Annotated in this window: 21 protein-coding genes and 2 pseudogenes; 9 read left to right on the top strand and 14 right to left on the bottom strand. The window is 40.9% G+C overall.

The window, feature by feature from the left end; all coding sequences use genetic code 11:
• The first annotated feature begins 108 nt into the window (after positions 1 to 108).
• The 4 genes from RMY31_RS03180 (at position 109) to RMY31_RS03165 (ending at position 2543) form a co-directional block, all read left to right on the top strand.
• Positions 109 to 867, top strand: a complete 759-nt coding sequence (locus RMY31_RS03180; protein WP_409877211.1) for a hypothetical protein — start codon at positions 109 to 111, stop codon at positions 865 to 867.
• A gap of 206 nt (positions 868 to 1073) precedes the next feature.
• On the top strand, positions 1074 to 1409 hold the full coding sequence (locus RMY31_RS03175; protein WP_322666872.1) for a hypothetical protein: 336 nt from the start codon (positions 1074 to 1076) through the stop codon (positions 1407 to 1409).
• 69 nt (positions 1410 to 1478) lie between these two features.
• Complete coding sequence (locus RMY31_RS03170) at positions 1479 to 1745, top strand: hypothetical protein (protein ID WP_322666870.1); 267 nt, start codon at positions 1479 to 1481, stop codon at positions 1743 to 1745.
• A gap of 51 nt (positions 1746 to 1796) precedes the next feature.
• Positions 1797 to 2543, top strand: coding sequence for a hypothetical protein (locus RMY31_RS03165; protein ID WP_322666868.1), 747 nt, complete (start codon positions 1797 to 1799; stop codon positions 2541 to 2543).
• A gap of 170 nt (positions 2544 to 2713) precedes the next feature.
• Here RMY31_RS03165 and RMY31_RS03160 read toward each other — a convergent pair whose 3' ends face one another.
• The 6 genes from RMY31_RS03160 to RMY31_RS03135 all read right to left on the bottom strand — a co-directional run bounded on the left by RMY31_RS03160 (position 2714) and on the right by RMY31_RS03135 (position 7423).
• Positions 2714 to 3340 (bottom strand): hypothetical protein, encoded by a 627-nt coding sequence (locus RMY31_RS03160; protein ID WP_322666866.1) that lies wholly within the window; start codon positions 3338 to 3340, stop codon positions 2714 to 2716.
• A 79-nt stretch (positions 3341 to 3419) separates the two neighbouring features.
• Complete coding sequence (locus tag RMY31_RS03155) at positions 3420 to 3911, bottom strand: hypothetical protein (protein WP_322666864.1); 492 nt, start codon at positions 3909 to 3911, stop codon at positions 3420 to 3422.
• Positions 3912 to 4027: 116 nt separating this feature from the next.
• Positions 4028 to 4927: an AraC family transcriptional regulator gene (locus tag RMY31_RS03150; protein WP_322666862.1), complete on the bottom strand. Its 900-nt coding sequence runs from the start codon at positions 4925 to 4927 to the stop codon at positions 4028 to 4030.
• Between the two features lie 404 nt (positions 4928 to 5331).
• Positions 5332 to 6288, bottom strand: a complete 957-nt coding sequence (locus RMY31_RS03145) for an alpha/beta hydrolase (RefSeq protein WP_322666860.1) — start codon at positions 6286 to 6288, stop codon at positions 5332 to 5334.
• A 398-nt stretch (positions 6289 to 6686) separates the two neighbouring features.
• Positions 6687 to 7079 carry an HNH endonuclease signature motif containing protein gene (locus tag RMY31_RS03140; RefSeq protein ID WP_322666858.1) on the bottom strand — a complete coding sequence of 131 codons (393 nt, stop codon included), beginning with the start codon at positions 7077 to 7079 and terminating at the stop codon, positions 6687 to 6689.
• Positions 7076 to 7423 (bottom strand): hypothetical protein, encoded by a 348-nt coding sequence (locus tag RMY31_RS03135; protein ID WP_322666856.1) that lies wholly within the window; start codon positions 7421 to 7423, stop codon positions 7076 to 7078. The genes RMY31_RS03140 and RMY31_RS03135 overlap by 4 nt, the downstream gene beginning before the upstream one ends.
• A 225-nt stretch (positions 7424 to 7648) precedes the next feature.
• Between RMY31_RS03135 and RMY31_RS03130 the strand changes: the two are divergent.
• Positions 7649 to 8221: pseudogene (locus tag RMY31_RS03130) on the top strand (Uma2 family endonuclease).
• A 141-nt stretch (positions 8222 to 8362) separates the two neighbouring features.
• Here the strand turns inward: RMY31_RS03130 and RMY31_RS03125 are convergent.
• On the bottom strand, positions 8363 to 8866 hold the full coding sequence (locus RMY31_RS03125; protein WP_409877208.1) for a DUF3592 domain-containing protein: 504 nt from the start codon (positions 8864 to 8866) through the stop codon (positions 8363 to 8365).
• Positions 8867 to 9248: 382 nt separating this feature from the next.
• On the opposite strand from RMY31_RS03125, the gene RMY31_RS03120 reads away from it, so the two are divergent.
• From RMY31_RS03120 to RMY31_RS03110, 3 genes are all read left to right on the top strand, one after another.
• Positions 9249 to 9746: a DUF6174 domain-containing protein gene (locus RMY31_RS03120; RefSeq protein ID WP_322665751.1), complete on the top strand. Its 498-nt coding sequence runs from the start codon at positions 9249 to 9251 to the stop codon at positions 9744 to 9746.
• A 70-nt stretch (positions 9747 to 9816) separates the two neighbouring features.
• Positions 9817 to 10014: a hypothetical protein gene (locus tag RMY31_RS03115; RefSeq protein ID WP_409877207.1), complete on the top strand. Its 198-nt coding sequence runs from the start codon at positions 9817 to 9819 to the stop codon at positions 10012 to 10014.
• 219 nt (positions 10015 to 10233) lie between these two features.
• The gene (locus RMY31_RS03110; RefSeq protein WP_322665753.1) at positions 10234 to 11085 is read left to right on the top strand and encodes an Rpn family recombination-promoting nuclease/putative transposase; all 852 of its coding nucleotides are present in this window, start codon (positions 10234 to 10236) and stop codon (positions 11083 to 11085) included.
• Between the two features lie 9 nt (positions 11086 to 11094).
• Here RMY31_RS03110 and RMY31_RS03105 read toward each other — a convergent pair.
• The 6 genes and pseudogenes from RMY31_RS03105 to RMY31_RS03080 all read right to left on the bottom strand — a co-directional run.
• Positions 11095 to 11400 (bottom strand): annotated as a pseudogene (locus RMY31_RS03105) (sigma-70 family RNA polymerase sigma factor); the annotation flags it as partial.
• Between the two features lie 141 nt (positions 11401 to 11541).
• Positions 11542 to 12105, bottom strand: a complete 564-nt coding sequence (locus tag RMY31_RS03100) for a hypothetical protein (RefSeq protein ID WP_322665755.1) — start codon at positions 12103 to 12105, stop codon at positions 11542 to 11544.
• A gap of 21 nt (positions 12106 to 12126) precedes the next feature.
• On the bottom strand, positions 12127 to 13407 hold the full coding sequence (locus RMY31_RS03095; RefSeq protein WP_322665757.1) for an acetyltransferase: 1281 nt from the start codon (positions 13405 to 13407) through the stop codon (positions 12127 to 12129).
• A 187-nt stretch (positions 13408 to 13594) separates the two neighbouring features.
• Entirely contained in the window at positions 13595 to 13822 is a 228-nt protein-coding gene (locus RMY31_RS03090) for a hypothetical protein (RefSeq protein ID WP_322665758.1), read from the bottom strand.
• 309 nt (positions 13823 to 14131) lie between these two features.
• On the bottom strand, positions 14132 to 16990 hold the full coding sequence (locus RMY31_RS03085; protein WP_322665760.1) for a hypothetical protein: 2859 nt from the start codon (positions 16988 to 16990) through the stop codon (positions 14132 to 14134).
• Positions 16893 to 18881 (bottom strand): hypothetical protein, encoded by a 1989-nt coding sequence (locus tag RMY31_RS03080; RefSeq protein WP_322665762.1) that lies wholly within the window; start codon positions 18879 to 18881, stop codon positions 16893 to 16895. Before RMY31_RS03080 ends, RMY31_RS03085 begins: the two co-directional genes overlap by 98 nt.
• 39 nt (positions 18882 to 18920) lie before the next feature.
• Between RMY31_RS03080 and RMY31_RS03075 the strand changes: the two genes are divergently transcribed.
• On the top strand, positions 18921 to 19454 hold the full coding sequence (locus RMY31_RS03075; protein WP_322665763.1) for a hypothetical protein: 534 nt from the start codon (positions 18921 to 18923) through the stop codon (positions 19452 to 19454).
• A gap of 50 nt (positions 19455 to 19504) precedes the next feature.
• Here the strand turns inward: RMY31_RS03075 and RMY31_RS03070 are convergent, their stop codons facing one another.
• Positions 19505 to 19750, bottom strand: a complete 246-nt coding sequence (locus tag RMY31_RS03070) for a hypothetical protein (protein WP_409877203.1) — start codon at positions 19748 to 19750, stop codon at positions 19505 to 19507.
• Positions 19751 to 19877: the final 127 nt, after the last annotated feature.

The following is a 19877-nucleotide window of genomic DNA, read 5'->3' as shown; positions in this document are numbered from 1 at the left end:
ACCTGAATGAGCGTCATTCATTCAGGTATTCGGGAGTTCGCGTTTTTCGTTATTAACATTACAACAAACACAACCACACTCTCAGTATTCATCAACACAAACACCAATATGGAAACCATAAAAGTCAACAACAGCGTTTTCCTAATCCCACCCAGCCAACCCAAGCTGCAAGCGAACTGCGCTAAGGAGTACGGACAATTTCTCTTGGACTGCCCACCAAAGTTAACAATCCTAGAAGCACAGCAAGGCGGTTATCTCAAGGGAAACAAGGCTGACTTTGCAATCGCTATTTCTCGCCCAGACCGTTTACTCACTATTAACGAGAACTTCACCAACGAAGCATTTACCGAACTGTGGGTAATTCCTGTAGCAGGTGGACTCAAAGACCAATTTAAAGGGCCAGCTTCGATGCTTTTGAGTTTCCTAATGCACCGCCGAAGTAAGGATTCGTTTGCTGGACTGTACAACCACTTTGCTCACCGTGCCTTTCAACAGTGGTGTGAAGAGGGTATGCCAGGAGATGCGAAAGAGTTCTGCTACAGTGCGATCGCTAGTGTACTCAAGAACTACATTTTCTGCGCCGAGTTTCAAAAGGTGGAGGGTGCGCTTGGAACGTATTGGTTTATCCAGTGGAGTTACCGCAACCCGGAATCTGATTTTGAAAAGGATGCTCTCGTTGCGGCTGAAATGATTCGTAGCGGTGCAGAGTCAGGGGCGACACTTCATTGGGTGACTAATGAGACTTACGAGCGTTGGGCTAGCAATGCAGAGATTGTACCAGCATTGCCACCTGTTTCAGAGGCAGAGGCGAGGGCATCGTTGCAGCCACAGAATCAGGCAGTATTGCCGCAGGGTAAGAGACGGTAACACAAACTCGTTAATTCATGGGGTTTTCGGTTGCTGATGTGAAAACCCCGTTCTCAAAACGAGACGAGGTAACGCTAGACGATCGTAGTTTAGATATTTTCACAGTACAGCAAATAAGAGGTTAAAAAATGTCTCCCGAAATACAAGACACACTAATTACTGCCAAGTATTAAAGAATACATTATCCCCCAATAAATATAAAACACATGAAACAATTAACAGGTTTTACTCCCATCGCTGCATTACCAGAATCTACTGCGGCTTCTGCTAAACAACAATTAATAGACACAATTGATTTGCTACAAAAAGAGGGTGCAGCAAGCGAAACTAATCTCAAACTCCTGACAGCAATTGCCCAATCAATTCTTTGGTCTGAAGAATCGTACATCAGATTTTTGCAATGCGGTTTTGATGCGGCAATTGAACTATTCGATAACAGTTCTCAGAATTGGGATTTTGAGTCAGCAATGTTATCAAGCCATAATCCCAGGAATTGGGACGAGTACAAGCAATTAAAACAAACACGGGCAGTAGAAACATAAGCAATAAATAACATTAATACTGCGCCCGAAGTATTTGATTTAGCAACATTGAATATCAGGGATCTCATCATGGGCATTAAATGGGATGAAAATGAATTAGCAACTTTGTATGAAATGGCCGAGATGTACACTCCAAAACAAATAGCTTTTCGGCTTAAAAGACGGGGTTATCATCGCACAATATCAGCAGTTAAGAGAAAATTGTATTCTTTGGGTTATTCTACTCGCCCAGTTCTTGATAACTACAGTTGTCGTGAAATTGCCAAAAACCTTTGTGTACCTCCAACCACTATTCGATATTCGTTGAGAAAGCCACTAAACGTTCAATGTGATTAAGATATTTTATATTAGGAGATAGCATACGCTATCTCTTAGATTTTTCTAAAAATGATAAATACAAGTAACAGTTCAACAACTGGACATATTCGCATTGGTTCATCAAGCTTAGTTGATTTTGCTTTCTGGGTACTTCTTCAGGACGGACTTCATGTACCCTTATTTGATAAACATACTGGTGGCGATCAAATTCTGCAACATTATGGCATGAATGCCCAATCATGGCATAACTGGTTAAAACTCATACTTGTTCGCCATGATAATCGACTAATTTGGCATGTACCAGATATTAATACAGCATCTGAAAAAAATGTCCAATCATTTCAAGAAATTTTAGATATTAATAATCAAATAAACAATGTTGTATGTAATGAATCATGGCATGATAGCCAAAAACAGTTATATTTACAAGAGCTAACTGAACAAGAACAAGGCTATCAATCAGCACTAGCTGATTACCCCGGACTAGATTTCAACTTCATTATAGCAAGCAATCCACCTCAATTATGGCAAGACGAAAAAGGAATTCGAGAAATAATAACTCAGCTATGGCATGAATATCAACCATTAAAATATTCTAATCAGTTTCTTAGTGAGATTTTAATAACTCCAAAATCATGGCAAGTAGAATTAACCCCTCCTACTAACAAGTACCGAGAAATTTATCTGGTTGATTATCCCTATGAAGTAGAGATGTTTGTTTCTCCTATCTTCTGTATTGTGAGCATCCCAAATCGTCCAATTGAGCAAGTGCAACTAGAGTCAAGAATTTTCAATATCATTCAAAGTTCGGAGTGATACTTTGATTAAATTTAAGTGAAAGCCGTGGAATATTGCAAACTCTATCAAGTGCAACGAATGATGACTGTGATTACTACACTTAAGTCTCAGCAACGTAATGTTTTACAATTTTTAATTGCTTCTATGCTTTACAGGGGGTTTTGGTCATTTACCTACCCCCTGAACGGTTACGTACAAGCATCATTGAAAACAATTCCACTAAATGCCGGGTCTTGATTGGTATTGCTCCGTCTCATTGTTACTCTGAAGAAATAAAGGTTTGAGGAACTAAAGTTGTGGACAAAGTTCATACAACCAAACGTGTTACTTGTAACTGCACGTGAGTTAGAAGTAAACTCATTGCTTACATTTTGCACTCCGTTAACGTCACGACGTTGAAGCAGTGACAGAATGAAAGCCGAGCTTCCCGTCCCATCGGTATCTCTGTAATAGACAGTGGCATTGTGTCCAGAGTTTTGGGGTACCCTAGGTATCATATCTGTATCTAGTGGAAGCGGACAGTAAAACTCTACTTGTCCGGTACTGTTTCCAGCAAAGGTATAAGCTCCGTTAACGATTCTTACTAATGATTGTGAATTAGGATTAGCCGGAGCGCAGGCACTGGCTGGAATACTCACTCTAAAAGAATTTTGAGCATTAGCTGGAGATACGTCAGACAGGGTAGATAAGACAGTAATTGCCGTGAAAGCTATCAAGCGTCTTGAAATCATAGTAGAGATAATACCTGTGGCTTTAACCCACTCTATATCCGATACAACTTCCATTTGACCTTTGGACTGATGAGAAATTTTCATTTTTTATCTTTCTAAAACGATAGATTTAGTAAATCAAATTGCTTTTTCCATTCACGGAAGCGATCTTGAAATGACTCATTCAAGCTGAGAATGGATTGGCAAACAGAAGGATTGGAGTTAGGTTATCAATGACTCCAAAACTGTCTGGGAAAGGTCTGCTGTTAGATGAAAAGACAGAATCGGACGATGGAGTTACTTCAAGACCTATGGGAATAGCTCTTGGGAGAATATCTATAGAAGCTGTTTCTTTGGCGATTAATGAGTTGCTTAACGACAAAATCAGCGTTCCTCGAATCTTGCCTTCTGCTTGCGGAGGTGTTTTACCTGCTGTTGGGGAAATTGCTTTGACGATCGCTGCGCTCGTGCCGAACAGTTCATCTGTTGTTGCACCAGTGCTGCTGCTTGAAGTCTCAGGTACTCTAAAAGCATCAGAGAAACCAATACTCCGCGTTAAGCAACCATCTATTGCAGTTGTCGGTTCTGGAAGCACCCCTAGCAGGTCATCAGAAACCCGATCTTTAGGAATCATAATGTCGATCGTTTTGATAGCTCGGTTCAAGGTGATTTCCATCGGTTTAACCCTTTACCCAACTTTTAGGTGATAAGTTGACCTTAGCTCGAACAAGCAACAAAGTCCTGCACATTTGTGCGACTGTTGCACAATCTTGCGATTGGTCGATCGACGTTTTATGAATTAAGAAAAGTTTTAGGAGTCACCCCAGTCAAGCGCTTGAAGTGGCGGTGAAGATGGCTCTGATGCGTAAAGCCACAGGCAACCGCCACTGCTGCAATACTCATTCCACCTTTTTGAAGCAGTTCCTTTGCTTTCTCTATTCTTTGCCGAACTAAATATTGATGAGGACTCAACCCAGTTGCCTGCCTAAAGACTCGGCAGAAATGATACTGGCTCAGTTGAACGAGCGCTGCTAATTCTTTCAAGCTCAACTCGTACTCTAAATTATCGTTGATGTAGTCGATAACGAGTCTCAGTTTATGTTGAGGAAATCCACCATTACAGTTTATCGTTCGATGTCCTTGCGTTGTGTAATGTCGTAGTAAATGAACCGCAAGTGCAGCGGCCATTGCTTCGGCATACAAACGACCACTACTGCCCTGCGATCGCAGTTCTGCTTGAAGTGCAAGCCCAATCTGGTAAATCAGTTGATCTTGAATTGCAAACTGAGGGATTATTTCCACACAATCGGTTTTCAGTAAAGCGGTTGCTTGCAGACTCAATAATTCTGGTGTCAAGTTGAGATAGACGATCTGATTGCGTCTATCCCAACGGTAAGCTTGCCGATAGTAGCTTGGACAAAGACAGCTTCCACCGGGAGGAATAAATCCCTCTTCCACAGTTCCCTCTAAGACTCGTTCTAACTGAAAACCCTGCCCAATATTAATTCCAATTCCATACCGATCGATACTATATTCAGTCATCTCTGCGGCTGGCAAGTCAAAAGATGCTAAATTGATATCAGTCCATCTTGAGCCATTGCTAGTGAGAAAGGGCGATCGCTCAGAAATATCAAGGAATCGATTATCCTCAGTTGAATAAACTTCTGGTACTTCCTGTCTCGACTTCGACATGATCTATCTCTGCACCTATTTATGAAAAGACATTTTACCAAGGCTATTTTAAATCTTTCTACTAACTGATGTTGCGAGATTCTGCCTATCTTATATGTATCAATTATTTTCTAACGAAAGTCGAGTGAATATGCTTTCATTTTTATTTTTTTAAGATCGTAACGCTAGTTAAGTGTTGTACTTTAATAGACCGGGAAACGATGTACCCCAAAAAGTGAGAGACAGAGCAGAAGTGATTAGATTGAGCGCACATGGTTGGTACGTAGAGAAAATAGCAGCTCATTTTGATTGGATTAATGTCTCATCAAATTAGCAGCAACAATTATTGTTGCACGACTATCAGATACTAGTAGGATGCGGATTGAGATAGAAGTTACATCAAGAAAAACTACAGCCTAAGTTTTTTAGGCAAATTCCTTAACAAACGCAACTAACGCTTCATTGACTCCTTGGGGATACTCCGCCGGAACCCAATGGCCAGCACCAGGAACAATAATCTGTCCTTTCAAATTAGGAACCAACTGTGTCATTGCATCAAGATTAATTCCAGGAAACTTTAATACAATGTCTTTTTCACCAGCAATAAACAGTGCTGGCTGTGAGATTTTTTTTCCTTCCAATTGAGGAGTAATTTCAATATTACGGTCAATATTTCGATACCAGTTCAGGTTGCCACGAAAGCCACTTTGAGTGTACTGTTCGACATAATAATCTAAATCCTCTGCTGTCATGCCTTGTGGTAACTCTTCGGGATCTATCAATCCATCTAGAAAACCAGAAGTTGATGATTTTGGATTGAGGACGATTCCAGCAGGTGCAGAACCGCTGACATTGTAATGAATCATACGTAACGAACGGCGGATATCCCTTTCAAATTCAGCTTCGGCAACTCCCGGTTTTTGGAAGTAAACCATGTACCAAAACTTATCGCCAAAATTCTCTTGCTTTGTTAATGCGCCAACAGGGTAACGGAAGTAAGGAACACTCATTCCGACAACAGCACGCACTCGTTGCTCATATAAAAGTGCAGTATTCCAGGCAACTGGCGCACCCCAATCATGCCCGACAACAATAAAAGTGTCGTGACCAAGAGCGTCAGCAATTCCTGCCACATCCGCTGTTAAGTTGAGTATAGAGTAAGCTTCAATTTCTTGTGGCGCATCGCTACCATTGTATCCTCTTTGGTTAGGAACAGCTACTTGAAAGCCTGCTTGGACAAGTGGATCGATTTGATTGCGCCAGAGATCCCAGGACTGAGGCCATCCATGCAGCAGAATTATCAAAGGGCCGTGTCCCTCAACCACTGTGTTCAGCCGCACTCCATTCGTTTCAATTCTCTGAAAATTGCGTTGGTTGACCATAAGTAGCGATCGCCTAGCAATAGATGTTGGTTAATTGTTAAAAAGACTAACACGCTCACACTAATAGCATTCGCTCTCATCAACAAAAGTATATTTTTATATATAGCTAGACCGTGTTGCTTGTTCAAAATTGCACATAACCTTTGTTTGCATTCAAATAGTGTCAATAGGTGGGCAAGACTTGGTTGCTTGAAAGCGAAAAAACATTCTGTTAGTTGTTACCAAATCAAAAGCCAAGATTTAAAACAGTTTTTAAATAATCCTCCGAAATTAATTAGGTATCGGATTAGGGCGATAGATCCACAGGTAGTTCGCTATTTAGTGGGGTAATCAAAAACTAGGAAAAACTAGGAGATAGCTAAAGTGTTCGAGAGAAATCTGAATTTTGTGTTCAGCTATTATAATCTCTGTCTTTCTGCAATTCTTTCTTCGTTATTCATTTGTAGTAAATGAACAGTAGTACGTCCTACATCCGTCAATCCCACGATAGTTAATTCTGAAAAAGTGAAGTGTTCAGACCACTGTTGAGTACGCGGATTAAATAAAAAACTGAAAGCTCCTGTTTGTGGATCGAAAGAACCTAAATCAGTACCTTTGTGACGATTACAACGCCAGCACGTAAGTGCTAAATTTTCTGCATCTGTCTTGCCACCATGCTTTTGAGCGATAATGTGGTCGATTTCATGAGGGAAAAACGCTACTTTAGTCGGTAGCAAGCAATACTCACATTTGTAATTAGCTCGTTCTTCTACTAAGCGACGCAGCGCAACTGGAATATAACTTAAACTCACAACGAAGTGCCTAGATAAGCTAAATTACCTGCTTTAATCATGACCATTAAATGTTCAATCCTCTCGTACTCATCTAATTCTTTTAACTCAATAGGCGTGAGTTCCCCAGCCTTAGAACGTGTTACTAAAGTACGTAATCGCTCTTGCATTTGTAGCGTAGGTTGAAATTGTGCAATTTGTTCGGGTGTGGGATTACTGGCCAGAAAGTCTAGAATATATCGATAAATTTCTGCGGGGATTGCTGGTTGTTGCAAACTTAAAGCCAGTAGTTCCGGTAGGCGATCGCCAACTTGTGCTAGTTGTTGAGATAATTCTTCGGATACTTCTAGGGTAATTTTTGGCATATATCAGTTGGCTGACTAGTTGGACTAGGATCTTTAAAATTAATGTTAGCAATCAAATTATCCCGATGCGCGACTGTACTATGGAGCCACCTATCACACCTGCAATTATGAGTGGGCTAGTTGACATGGTAGTACAGTCGATTTCGCTCTATGAACTACCGAATATATATGTGGAGGTGCTAAATGACTTAAGCCCTACCCAAGTTAGCAACCTTTGAGCAATTTATCGACTAATATCCCTCAAACGGGGTGCAATATGAGCTACATAAATGAGTTATTGCCGAAATGTTCGCCAGTAGGGGCGAATATGAAAATATTATTGGATTTTTGGCAGCACAGATAACCTTTCAGTTCTTGCAAATGGGACTTCCGTTTCGCATCCCCAAAACTGCCTTTGTCAAAATTGAGAGCAATAACTCAACCTATTCTCCCGACATTCTGGTATTAAATCATGACAATCTCGTGAATGAACCTCGGTGGAGCAAGCAATCGATTGTTATGCAAGCTGCATCTGTACCAATCGTTATTGAGGTTGTCAGCACCAATTGGCGCGATGACTACTACGACAAGTTCAGGGACTACGAAGAAATGGGAATTCCTGAGTATTGGATTGTAGACTATGCTGCACTCGGTGGAAAAAGATTTACTGGTAATCCTAAACAACAAACTATTACCATTTGTAATTTAGTTGACGGCGATTATCAAATGACTGTGTTCAGGGGAGATGATGTTATTGTATCGCCTTTATTTACCCAATTGAAATTGACAGCACAACAAATTTTTGATTCTGCTTTGTGAAAAGTCGAGATTTAAAACAGTTCTTCAATAATCCTCCACAGTCAATTAGGCATCGGATGGCAGCGATGGATCCGCTCCTTGTTCGGTATTTGGTGAGGTAGCCAGTATTTAAACCCAAACCCGTATAGTCAATACTAATTGCTAACTTTCATCTGAAGACAAGCGTATAGGCGACAACTGGCGCAGTCCTGAAATTAAACTTAGCCCACCTATACCAAACGCTACCCAGGGAGCCAATGATTCAAAAGATTGTACTTCACGCGTAGTAGTTACTGGTTGCTTGGGGTCGTAACGCACAGCTACTACTTTGCCGTTACTAGCTCTATAGGATTCGTACCGACCCGTAAAGCGAACCGGATCGCCTTGAGCGACAAACTCGATGATTGGCACATAGGTGTCTTTTTCTTTATCTTTGCTATCGCGCTCGCGACGATGGACGGTATCAACAACTCTACCCTGTGTTTGAGTAAGGGTAGCACGCTCGTGTATAAATTTGTTATTTACCCAAAAACCTGTCCCAATAAACACTACTCCAATTATCACACCAAGGATTCCGCTAAATTTATCTTCAAATGTAACTTGGCGAAGTTTTACATTCATAGTTTTGACAATCCCAAAAATAAATTTGATTACAGGATCTGGCATTGCTTGATGGCATTACGAATGCTGAGTATTTATTTAACAGTAACTTGCTCATCAATTATGTGAAATTCAACCAATTAAACTCTTGCTACAAACACAGCGTTTGAAGTGTTTTTTTCAATAATCCTTACAAAAAATATTAATTATTTAGCATCGTGAAAGAATGCTTTTAGGCATCGTAGTAACATTTACTTAGAATCAGGAGTTGCAACTGATGCAAGGGTCAAAAATATATTTTTTGTTGAACTAGTTGAACGCAAGCGGAACAGATGACAAAACTGCCACGTCCAAATATAAGTATGCGAACTCTTACACAAGATTTCAACTCTTGAAAATCTTGTTAACTCACATTGAAATCAGAAATAAGCCTTAACAAAGGATTGATATGCGTTTACCTATTACTATTGCTGCAATCTTAGTAGCATCTTTGAGTTGGAATGCTCCAGTATTTTCTGCATCCCCTGTTCAAGTCGTACAAAAATCACCAACTAATAATTCCAGCTTCAGGCAGTTAAAAATTAATCAGCGATTATGGAATCGACAAAAAATAACTAACTATCGCTATACATTAACTAATCAGTGTTTTTGCGTTCCGGAAGTTAGAGGGCCATTAAACATTGAAGTACGCAATGGTGTCACAACTTCTATCACTCTTGCCCAGACTGGTCAGCCAGTAAATCCTGAACTAGTAAGCTCATACACTACAATTCCTAAACTTTTTAATTTGATTAGCAATACGATCAACAGTGGCGAATCTCAACTGAGTGTGACGTACAATCGAAAACTCGGTTATCCCACTCAAATCAATATCGGAAATCTTGCTGCTGATGCTGGAGTTTATACTACAATTAGTAATTTCAAAGAACTTCGTAAAGGTTCATAAGTTGAAGCTATAAAGCATAATTCTTGGTTTTGCTACAGCAGAAAGTTGTTTTACCAATCAAGTCAGTTGTGTGGCAGTAACTATTTTTTATCTTTTGAACTGGAAATTGAATTGTCGCAACGATTACAAGCCAACACCGCTTGACGGCAGTTGCTCATGGGGAGACCCCCAAGACCGCAGTGGCTCCCCAAAACTGCACTGCCCACTCCACTTGGGCGAAGCCCTACGTACTCGTCAGTGGCTCTTTAACTTATTAATGGAAGCATAAAAAAGTGCAACATCACTATTTCAAGCCCCCGGATTCATCCGTGGGGTTTTCAGGTTTTGAATTTTGAATGAGTGAATTTTGAATTAAGCGAAGGGGTTGACTAGTTTATTAAGTGTTTTAAACTTGGTGAATTGGACAGTTTTGCTACTTTTATTTTAATTTTTTAAATAATTATTCGTAACATAATTAGGATAAAAAATAATGCTAATATAGAAAAATATGATTGATCATGACCGCCTCTTCAAAGAATTATTACCCACCTTTTTTGTTGATTTTCTAGATTTATTTCTACCGCAAGTAGCTAGTCAAATAGACCGCGATTCCATTCAGTTTTTACCGCAAGAAGTGTTTACTGATGTCACCTCTGGAGAAAAGAAGGAAATTGATTTACTCGCTCAAGTGCGTTATCAGCAGCAAGACACTTGTTTTTTGATTCACGTCGAAAATCGGTCTTACACCCAGACAATATTTGCTAAGAGAATGTTTCAGCATTTTGCACGGTTGCACGAAAAATATGATTTACCAATTTATCCCGTGGTAATTTTTTCTTTTGATGAACCCCTACGCCCTGAACCTCAAAATTATCGTGTTACTTTTCCTGACTTAAATGTTCTGGAATTTCAGTTTACTGCCATTCAACTCAATCGGTTAAGCTGGCGAGATTTTCTGACGCAACTAAATCCAGTAGCCGCAGCGTTAATGTCGAAAATGAATATTTCTCAGCAAGAACGTCCACAGGTAAAAGCAGAATGTCTGCGATTGCTGGCAACGTTAAGATTAGATCCAGCCCGAATGCAATTAATTTCTGGGTTTGTGGATACTTATTTGCGTCTGGATGCAACCGAAGAGCGAGCTTTTCAAGCGGCTATCGATACAATGGGGTTAACACAGCAGGAGGAAGTTATGGAGATTGTTACTAGTTGGGGAGAAAAAGCTGCCCAAAAAACAAGAGAAGAGATTGCACTAAATTTACTGCGCGAGGGGATGTCAACTGAAGCAATTGTGCGAGTAACGGGGGTAACTTTAGAGCAAGTGCAGCAATTACAGGCACAGCTAACTCAAGAGAATTAACGCGCCTAATTAAAAAGTTAAATACTGCCCAATAGACGGTTGTTGACGACGCAGGGCAGTCATGGCTTGCTGCTGGATTTGACGCACTCGCTCTCGACTGATATTGAGCTTTTCTCCAATCTGAGCCAAACTTCGTTCTTGATTATCTAACAGCCCAAAGCGTAAGATTAACACTTCACGCTGCACGGGTTTAAGTGAGGCTAACAAATCACTTAAATCTTGGCGTAACAAAGCCTGAGTAATCTGTTCATTGGGTGAAATACCCTCATCTGCTAGAAGTTCGCTCAGTTCTGTATCTTGGTTATCTCCAACTTGTGAACTACCCACCACCAACCGCAAGCGGTATGGTGGGGGCTTCCAACTTCACGCAGGAATGCCGCATCTTAGGCTTGCGCCCGCGAAGGGACGCAATCTTGTGTAGCGATCGCTCGTCGCACTCTTATCGCATCTGGACGCTCATTCCTGACCGGCAGCATCTTCAACATTCTCATGTCTTGAAGTGCGTGTAGTTGCACCGACTGCCATTACTTGAGACCATTCACTGACGCTGTTGTTATCTAAGACAGCTCGCACTCGATAACCAAGTTGAATCTTATGCATCAACAAGATTAATTCACGGTTGAGTAATCCTTGTGATTTTTGGTTTTCATTAGATGCTGCTTGTAGGCGAAAGCAGCGATTGCTTTGACGTTGCAATTTAGGAGACTTACCTTCCATAAGTACCGTTTGCAGCTCGTATTCTTTAGCTTCGGGATATGGTTGCCAACAAAGTTGCCAGTAGGTAGACCAGCGAATTAGCTCTGTTGGTAATTCCTTGACCTCATCCGACAATGTAGACACAAGCCCGGTGACTGGAGGTTGTACAACTTCAGGTTGGTTGGAGGTGATTTCATGCCCAACCTGCTGTGCGGCTATAGATGAACTGTCATCAAAACTTAGTATCAGTGCGAATATCAAAGTAAACAGCAGAATCAATCGTAGGCATTTTAATTGCACTAGCGACAAGATTTTCAGATTCATAATTATGCACAAGTTGCTTGCTTACCACTCTACAGATGAAATGATGTTGCCGTTGTCGGCATAGATGACTCGAGAACCAATATGCGTTCTGGAAGGTACTGTAGAATTGAAGACTGCGCTTCTTTGTCCAACTGCCGATCTGCTGCCAATAACTGAGCGGAATATAACGGAGTTTGGCCCTAGCCCTACGGAATCACCTATGTTGGTTTCAGGGCCATTAGCAACACCATTGACAACCTGCCTACCACCATGAACTAGAACGCGAGGCCCATAGCCAATCTTATTACCAAGAGTCAGGCTAGTGGTTTCTAAAGCGTGAAAGACAACATCGTTTGCCATACCAGCAATTTGCCCGACATTAAAAGGTTGACCTTCATCAGCACGCAGGGAAATTCTATTACCTATTTTGTAGTTGAGGCTTGCTAAAGAATCTTCCAAAACGACATTGCCGATGATGCGGTTACGGAAGTTTGGATTGCGGGTGACACTCCCACCTAACTGCGGCAGACCTCCAGGGTTAAAAGCTGTGACTGGAGCATAATTTATGCCTTTTACGTTTGACAAGTCTGCTCTGGCCAATTCAGTGTAACCTTTAGCAAATGCTTCATTGACTTCAATGATGCCTTCCATCAATGCAACATCGGCTTGTGTCAGGTTTGCCACCTTCCCTAAGCTACCGCTACTAGCTTGTAGGTTAGTTGTGACGTTTTTACCTGGCAGGACAACTTTACCAGCAGGTAAGGTCACACCAGGACCAACCCGTGAGAGAAAGTTGACTACCGTGTTTCTTTCTATAGTTGCACCGTCTATTTCACAGTTGAAGCTGAGAAATGTCTCTGGAATATCGTTGTTGAAAAGAGTATTGGTAGTTGGGTCGTTAAAAGGCCCCGTTGAGCCTTGAGTACCAATTTTGGCTGCACCTTTGATCGTGCCCATGTGTGCCATAATGACCCGCGGGCCAATCTCCACTCCCGTTCCCGAAGCTGTAATTTTCACTTGGTCTTGGACGTTAGAATCTGCCGCGATGCTAATGGGGGCATTAGTAGCGTTTAACTCGGCAAATGGTGCAACGTAGACTTTTTCACCCAAGCTAATATTTGTTGGATTGGTAATTATCGCAGTTGGGTCAAGGAAACTCGCTGACTCTGATGGTGCTGTCAAAGGACATATAGGTAGATTATTTTCCGTTGGATTACACACTCCTCCATAAGCAACGACGGGTTGTTTATATATCTGTGTACTTATAACCAGTGCTAGGATGATTGCAGTTAAGGCGCTAAAAATTGCGCGAGGTTTGAACATAGAAAAAGCTCCTCACGAGTTCTGGAATATTTGGCTATGGGAAAATCTGCGTGAATGAATGAAAGATGTATTGAGGCATCGCAGGTGTAAAAATTACCACAAAACTATGCCGACTTGTAGCGACTGTCGTCCCTGTGCCTTCTGTTGACGATAAATTTTCACGCCGATCTACTTATGAGACAAAGAATTAACCGCCCCAAAAACCTGCCAAGTTGAAGAATATTTGCAGGATAGATGATAATAATAAGCCCACAAGCGGAACTGTAATTGTCGTTGTTGCTCCTGCAACTGCCTCATCGTAGACATCCTGCCAAGCTTCTGGCCCGCTAGTGGATTGTCCATAGACTTTTGTACTTACAGCCAACGTTAAGCCAAGCACAGTAAGACCAGCTAGTATTGTGCGACGTTTAAACATTATTCCTTGATACCTAATAGTTCGACCAGTTTCTTTGGCATGGTAAACCCAAAGTCATAGGAAAATCTTAGACTTTTCAGTTTACCTGACTTAATAACCGTTAAATTGAAGTTAATGAACCACTAATTGCCTCATACAGCAATTAACAATCTATTGTATTCTTACTTGCTACCTTACACTAGAGCTTTTGATATTGATAAAAATTATGCTGATGATAAAAAAGTTGGTAAGTTGAGTATTTGTAACGCCAAATTATCTATCTTATGGGGGATGTTTTTGTTAGATGTTCTAAACCTCTCTGATAAAAGATTATTGTTGTAATTCTACCCTCTGCTCTTTGTTTTGTGCCAAAGCTTTATCTATTTGAGTATTAGCATTTTCAAAAGCCTGCAAAACTTCTGGGCTTAATTGATTAATTTGTACCTTACCTGATTGCAGACTGAAAATTACCTCACCATTGGAGTGTGCGATCGCCAAATCTTTCTGTTGGGCATTAAACGACAAATTATACACTTTCCCTTTGACATGAGTAAAACCATCCTGCCCAACTTGACCCCAAACCGCCCCTACTCGTTGAGCAATTTGAGTTAGTCTGCTAATGGAATCTAATTGTTGTTTGTCTTTGTTCATTACAGTCAAAGCTTCTGTTGTTAATTGCCCACTCCTCTTAAACTGATTGCCTACTTCCACAATCCTCTGTTTGTAATCCTCTGACCTTCCTAACTTGTCAGCAACGGTATACCAAGAGCGCAAGTCGTCAATAATTACTGGTTGAGTTTCAACAGTCTTAACCGACAAGGATTGTGGAGGCTGATTGCACACTTCTTGTTTAATAACAGGGATGAGATATGGTGGTTGTGGCGGTTTTAAGTATTTTGGTCTGTCTGGTAATGAGTTGACTTTCTGCTGATACTCAGTTTCCGACTCAATCACACTTCCAAACTTCCTGGTCATCGCACCGAACACAGATTCAGGTATAGACGAATTGACCAAGTTAAACACAGCCAATCCCTTTTTAGTGAACAGAGGTACATCTTCTGCTGTCACCGGGGCAAAGGCTACATCATGTTCTCGCAACCATTTAGTGACAGTTTCAATTTTGTGATTGTCCACCGCCAATTGAGTTAGTCCCAGTAATTTATCTTCTCTTGTAGCAAATAATATTGTGGGTCGCTCTTTAATTTTTTGCAAAATCGGTGCGACCTTCTCGAACTGTTGCTGTTGCTCTTGTTGCTGTTTATTTAATTGTTGACCAAAAACCCGACTTCCCTTAGTCCACACTTCGGGATACTCGACCGTTTGGGGGTCAACTTTCAGTACAGTTGTTGAGAAATTGCTTTGTAGCGTCGCTTGTACTGGGGTCAGTCTACCAAAATTGAGAACTCCCAACTCAAGGAGTGCTTCTTTATCCTTCTTGAAGTGCAACACTCCCAAAGTTTCACCGTTGAGAAATACTGCATCTCTTGTTTTTGATTGTGGTATTTCTAGGCTGAGTTTTCGGTAAGTTTCATCCTTAAATATCTGACCTTCATAGTCATAATGATTGATTTTATTGATTTTAAGTAAATTCCCGTTGGGCGAAGTTGCAATCGCAAATGCGTTTTCATTGCTCTCGGAGAGAGTCGTTAGCTTTAGGTTTAGCTGATTTCCATCCTTGATATAGTTGAATGCTTGAAGCTGTTTAACCGAATCAGTATCCAATTCTCCCAAAACTTTACCATCTAATTTAATTTTGACTGCATAGTTTGTCACTGGTACTGTGCCAATCTCCAATGTCACTGGTTCGGCATTAAAAGTTTGTCCTGCATAGGAGAACTTACTAATTTCTCGAATAGTGAACTCTACGGGTGGTTGGCTCTGTCCTTGAATAGTTGCACTAGCTGTATAAGTCTCCCCTGGTAAAATGTTGGCTTGAGCCTTTGTACCAATGGGTAACTGCCCCGTTCTTGGCTCTAGCATTGCGAATTCTTTATACTCACCGTCGCTATCAAGCACAAATACCAAGCGAGAACCATAACGAGAGTGTCCTGGAGGATGGTGAGAAGCTTTAATTTCAATCGGGTATTTCTCTAGTGGGTTCCAGGTTTTATCCAAAAAATTGTTCGCCTCACTGTCGAGTGTCACTAGCTTGAAGTCAGTGAATTGCAACTGCTCTAACCTAGAAGTAATTTCATCACCAAACGCCGCGAACACAAAGTTAGGAATCTTCTTTTGAATTTGGGCTACTGGTTGCTGTTTATCCTCCAGTTCATCTTGCCTAACTGCGCCAACGCTCCAAGCTGCGGCTGCCGATGACCGTTCTGTTTCCGGGATACCCGCTCGAAACTCTTCAGCAAATTGGTACGCTTGCTGGAACATCAGCTTCGTCTGAAGACGACTTAGTTCTGGCTTGAGTTCAGTGAGGGTTGCGCCACTGGTAGCCATTCCTGGTTTTAGGTTGTAGTCATTCACGCTCCTTTGGCTTACTGTTCCCAATCTCCGGTATTTTGGTTTTCCATCCTCCATTTCATTATCTATTTGGGCGATCGCCATTAACTTATGCGGTCTGTCTCTAGTCTGGTATTTTTCAGAGATTTCTTCTAACTTCAAATTAATGTTTTTTGCTTTCCAGATACCGGGATGTCCGTAACGAGTTAAATTAGTAACTTCGATTTGAGTCCCTTGAGTTGTTTGAATGATGGCGAACGGGCCTGTTTCAGTTTCCCTTCGTCGCTCCATCGCCACGGCTGCATTAAATTTTACATCGAACTCATATTTGGCTGCGATCGCGCTAAATCTTTGTTGAGGGGTGAACTCAATTCCATTGAACAAGTCCTGAAACTGAACTATTGGGCGAGACTCTAATTGAGACTGTTGGAAGTATTTATTAGTTTGGTTGATTAATAATTCTACTGGTGAGTAACCTGTAGTTGCTATTCCAGTATTTAAATAAGCTTTTGGAGATTTTTTATCTTTAATATAATTAACGTCTCGATATAAGTAGCGCTGATTCTCCTTAATCAAACCCATTTCCGGCTTTTTAGCACTTTTGAATAAGTCCACCGCTATTTGGTTTTGATAACATCCCTCTTCAATCATGAGGCGATACATTTGACGATTGACATCCATCGCTTGAGAGATGATTTCGGGGGTTCTTTGAGCATGAGACAGGGCTACAACTGACTGCATGTAGGGTTTGTTTGTATTCTGCTCTAATTGGTTTGGGTTTAGAGTAGTTCTCCTGTTCAAATAAACTTTGATAGTGCTGAGAAACTTGGTCTAAATACTCAGACTTTTGCTCAGGGGTTCCGTAAATCTTTAATATCTCAATCTCAGATTCAAGTGCTTCCACTGAGGTCACTTGATTATTGATGATGCCCACGCTTATGCTATCGCTCATATGAATGGCGATTTCTTCAAAAGGTGGTTGAGTTCCATCTGGTAGATAGAATGATTGTTTTTTTAGTTTAACTGTGGGAGCATAAGCATTTTCGGGCTTGTTTCTGTACTCAGCTTCTGCTGTCAAGTTTGGGTACTTGCTTGCTAATGCTACACCGATGCAGTCGCCATCAAAATCTCGCCCCTGACGTTCTGATTCTGTTTCGGCTGGGTCTATCTCATCAACATCGATTCCTTGGGCTTCTAACTGTGCAATCCGTTCCTGTATGCGCTTGTGGTCTTCATCGTTGACTACAATGATGCCTCCTAATGGTCCACCGTCTGGGGCTAGTCTGTCTTCAACCAGTTTATTAGTTGAGACACACAAACCATTGGAGTTAAGAAAGGGCGAACGGAAGTTAAGAACTTTTTCACCATCTTTCATCCAAGGTACACAAATTTCTCCGTTCTTCAATTCCTTAGATGGAACGATCATGGCTCGGTCAATAGTTAGAGTTCTTCCCAGCGCAATATCTCTCCATTCATTTTGAACAAATCTGCTTAACTCTTGCTTGACCTTTTCAGTTTCTAAAAGTTGATTGTGTCCACCAACCAAGTCTGCTTTAATAAGTTTGTACATTAATAAATCTTTTTTGGTATCGTCTTCAGTCAACTCCTCATCTTCTAAATCATTTTCTGTTTTGAAGTCTGTAACAAAGGGTGTTTGCTGTTGAGTAACTTCTTGTTCTGTATTAGCTTTTGCTTGCTTTAATGATTCCTTGCGCTTCTCGTACTTCTCGCAGTAAAGTTGAGCCACTTTCCTGGGATCGTTCTGAGTTTCGGCTAGTTTTTGAGCTTGAGCCTCCAGTTCCTCAGCAAAATCCTTGATCCCTTGGGGAAATGATGCCAGCAGTTGGGATATCGCAGTATGACCTCGCTCTGATTGGGACTTCTCACCTAACCAAATTTTCTGTTGGTATAATCCTGGTTTGATTTGGGGTTTAATAGGCTCATTAGGATTATCTTTATCTGTACCTTTGAAACTGGATAATGGGATAATTAAGTCGATTTTTGGGACATCTTTGTGCCAATCAAGTTCTTGAATAAATGATGGTCTTAATGTCCCTTTTCCGAATCGATATTTCTTATCTTGTCCATCATTTTCTGTCCATCTAAATCGGTGCTGAATTACTCGGTAGCTTTTATTCTGTTGTTGCTCTCTTTGAGTTAAACGGTCATAAAGGTCAGGTGAAATTTGCCCATAACAATCCCCTACCAGTTTGAAAGCATCTTCATTTTTAATAAGTCCACCATTTTCGCCGGAATTATCATCTACAATTAAAATATTTAATTCTTCATTAATTGAATTTCTGCAATCACCGAGAAAAATTGAACCGTAAGCACCCCGGTCTTTCCTATCTGGACAAAGTTTCTCAATTTCTGGTAAACATTCTAGAGAACCGTAAAGTAGTCTTGTTTTCGAGGATAGTAACAGAATATGTCCATCTGGATGATTTCGTAAATTTTCCGATTTACTATATTCATCGATATGACCAAAAGAAAACTCTTTACCAGGGAAGTAGAATTCCAGTAAAGTATTATCTAACTGTTCGGTTAAAATTGACTGAGGATTTCCCCGTTCAAAATTAGTATAAATCCATTGATTTAACCGAGTATCAAAATGCTTAAATTCTAATGTCATAGCTTTATTTAATGATTCATAATTATCGAGGATTTGAATATGTCAAGATTAAAGCGATGGTTAAATATGAACCGCAAAAAATTAAATGAAGATGGTTCTTTAAAACAAGAGTATTTTCAGAAATTAGTTGCGGATAACAGGCATCCTGAATTGATCGAAAAACACGCTCAAGTTTTTAAGAATCGATATCTAGAATTAAAGCGCCTAGACGAAACTGACCCAGAACCTTGGCCTGTTTACACTGCCTATGACTTCTTCACCCCCGCAGAGAAAGAACAATTCAACCCTGACGGTTCTCTTAAACCCAAATATGTCGAATCTGCTCTTGCAAAAGGTATCAGCGAGGGATGGCTCTGTGAGATGGAACGCCGCAAAAAACTTGAGGTCGATAATTACAATAGAGTGTCTGCTAGAAACGCAGAAATGGGCATCAATTTTGGTCAGCAAGAAATGAATAGAATACGTGCTTCCAGCAGAACATATATTGAACGCCGCAAGCAAATGGAGGTGGACTTACGGAATTTTGAAGACGATGACAGCCTACCTTTTGATAAGGACACACCCTATTTTTGAGAATGATTTAGGGATAGCGATATCGCTGTCCCTAAAATATTTTACTGTTATTATTTACGGCGACGAGGACGAGAGGGCTTTTGGAAGGAGCGCTCGTACTCATTCAACAGTTGTTTGACTTGCCCTGGGAGAATCACAGATGTTTTATCCTGGCGCAGTTGATAACACAGACTTTTTTGGCTAGGACAGGAGATAGCTTTTGGTGTATTCATCCCCCACATTAATCCTCCTGTTAGGCTAACCAACGCACAAGCTAAAAACATGAAAATCCCAGAGCGCCCCGAACCAACCCACATCCCACACCAGAATAGGTTTGACTTAAATTGCTCAGAGCGTTGTTTGCGGAGTTTGTTCTGTATTGCCTGGGCTTCGTTCCACTCTTGCAGATTCTCTAACTTTTGAGCAGCTAATCGCTTCGCTTTC

This window comes from Dendronalium sp. ChiSLP03b, assembly GCF_034531165.2.
GTDB lineage: Bacteria > Cyanobacteriota > Cyanobacteriia > Cyanobacteriales > Nostocaceae > Dendronalium > Dendronalium minutum.
Note: the sequence above shows the minus strand (reverse complement) of the source record. Positions and strands in the feature narration are given on the sequence as shown.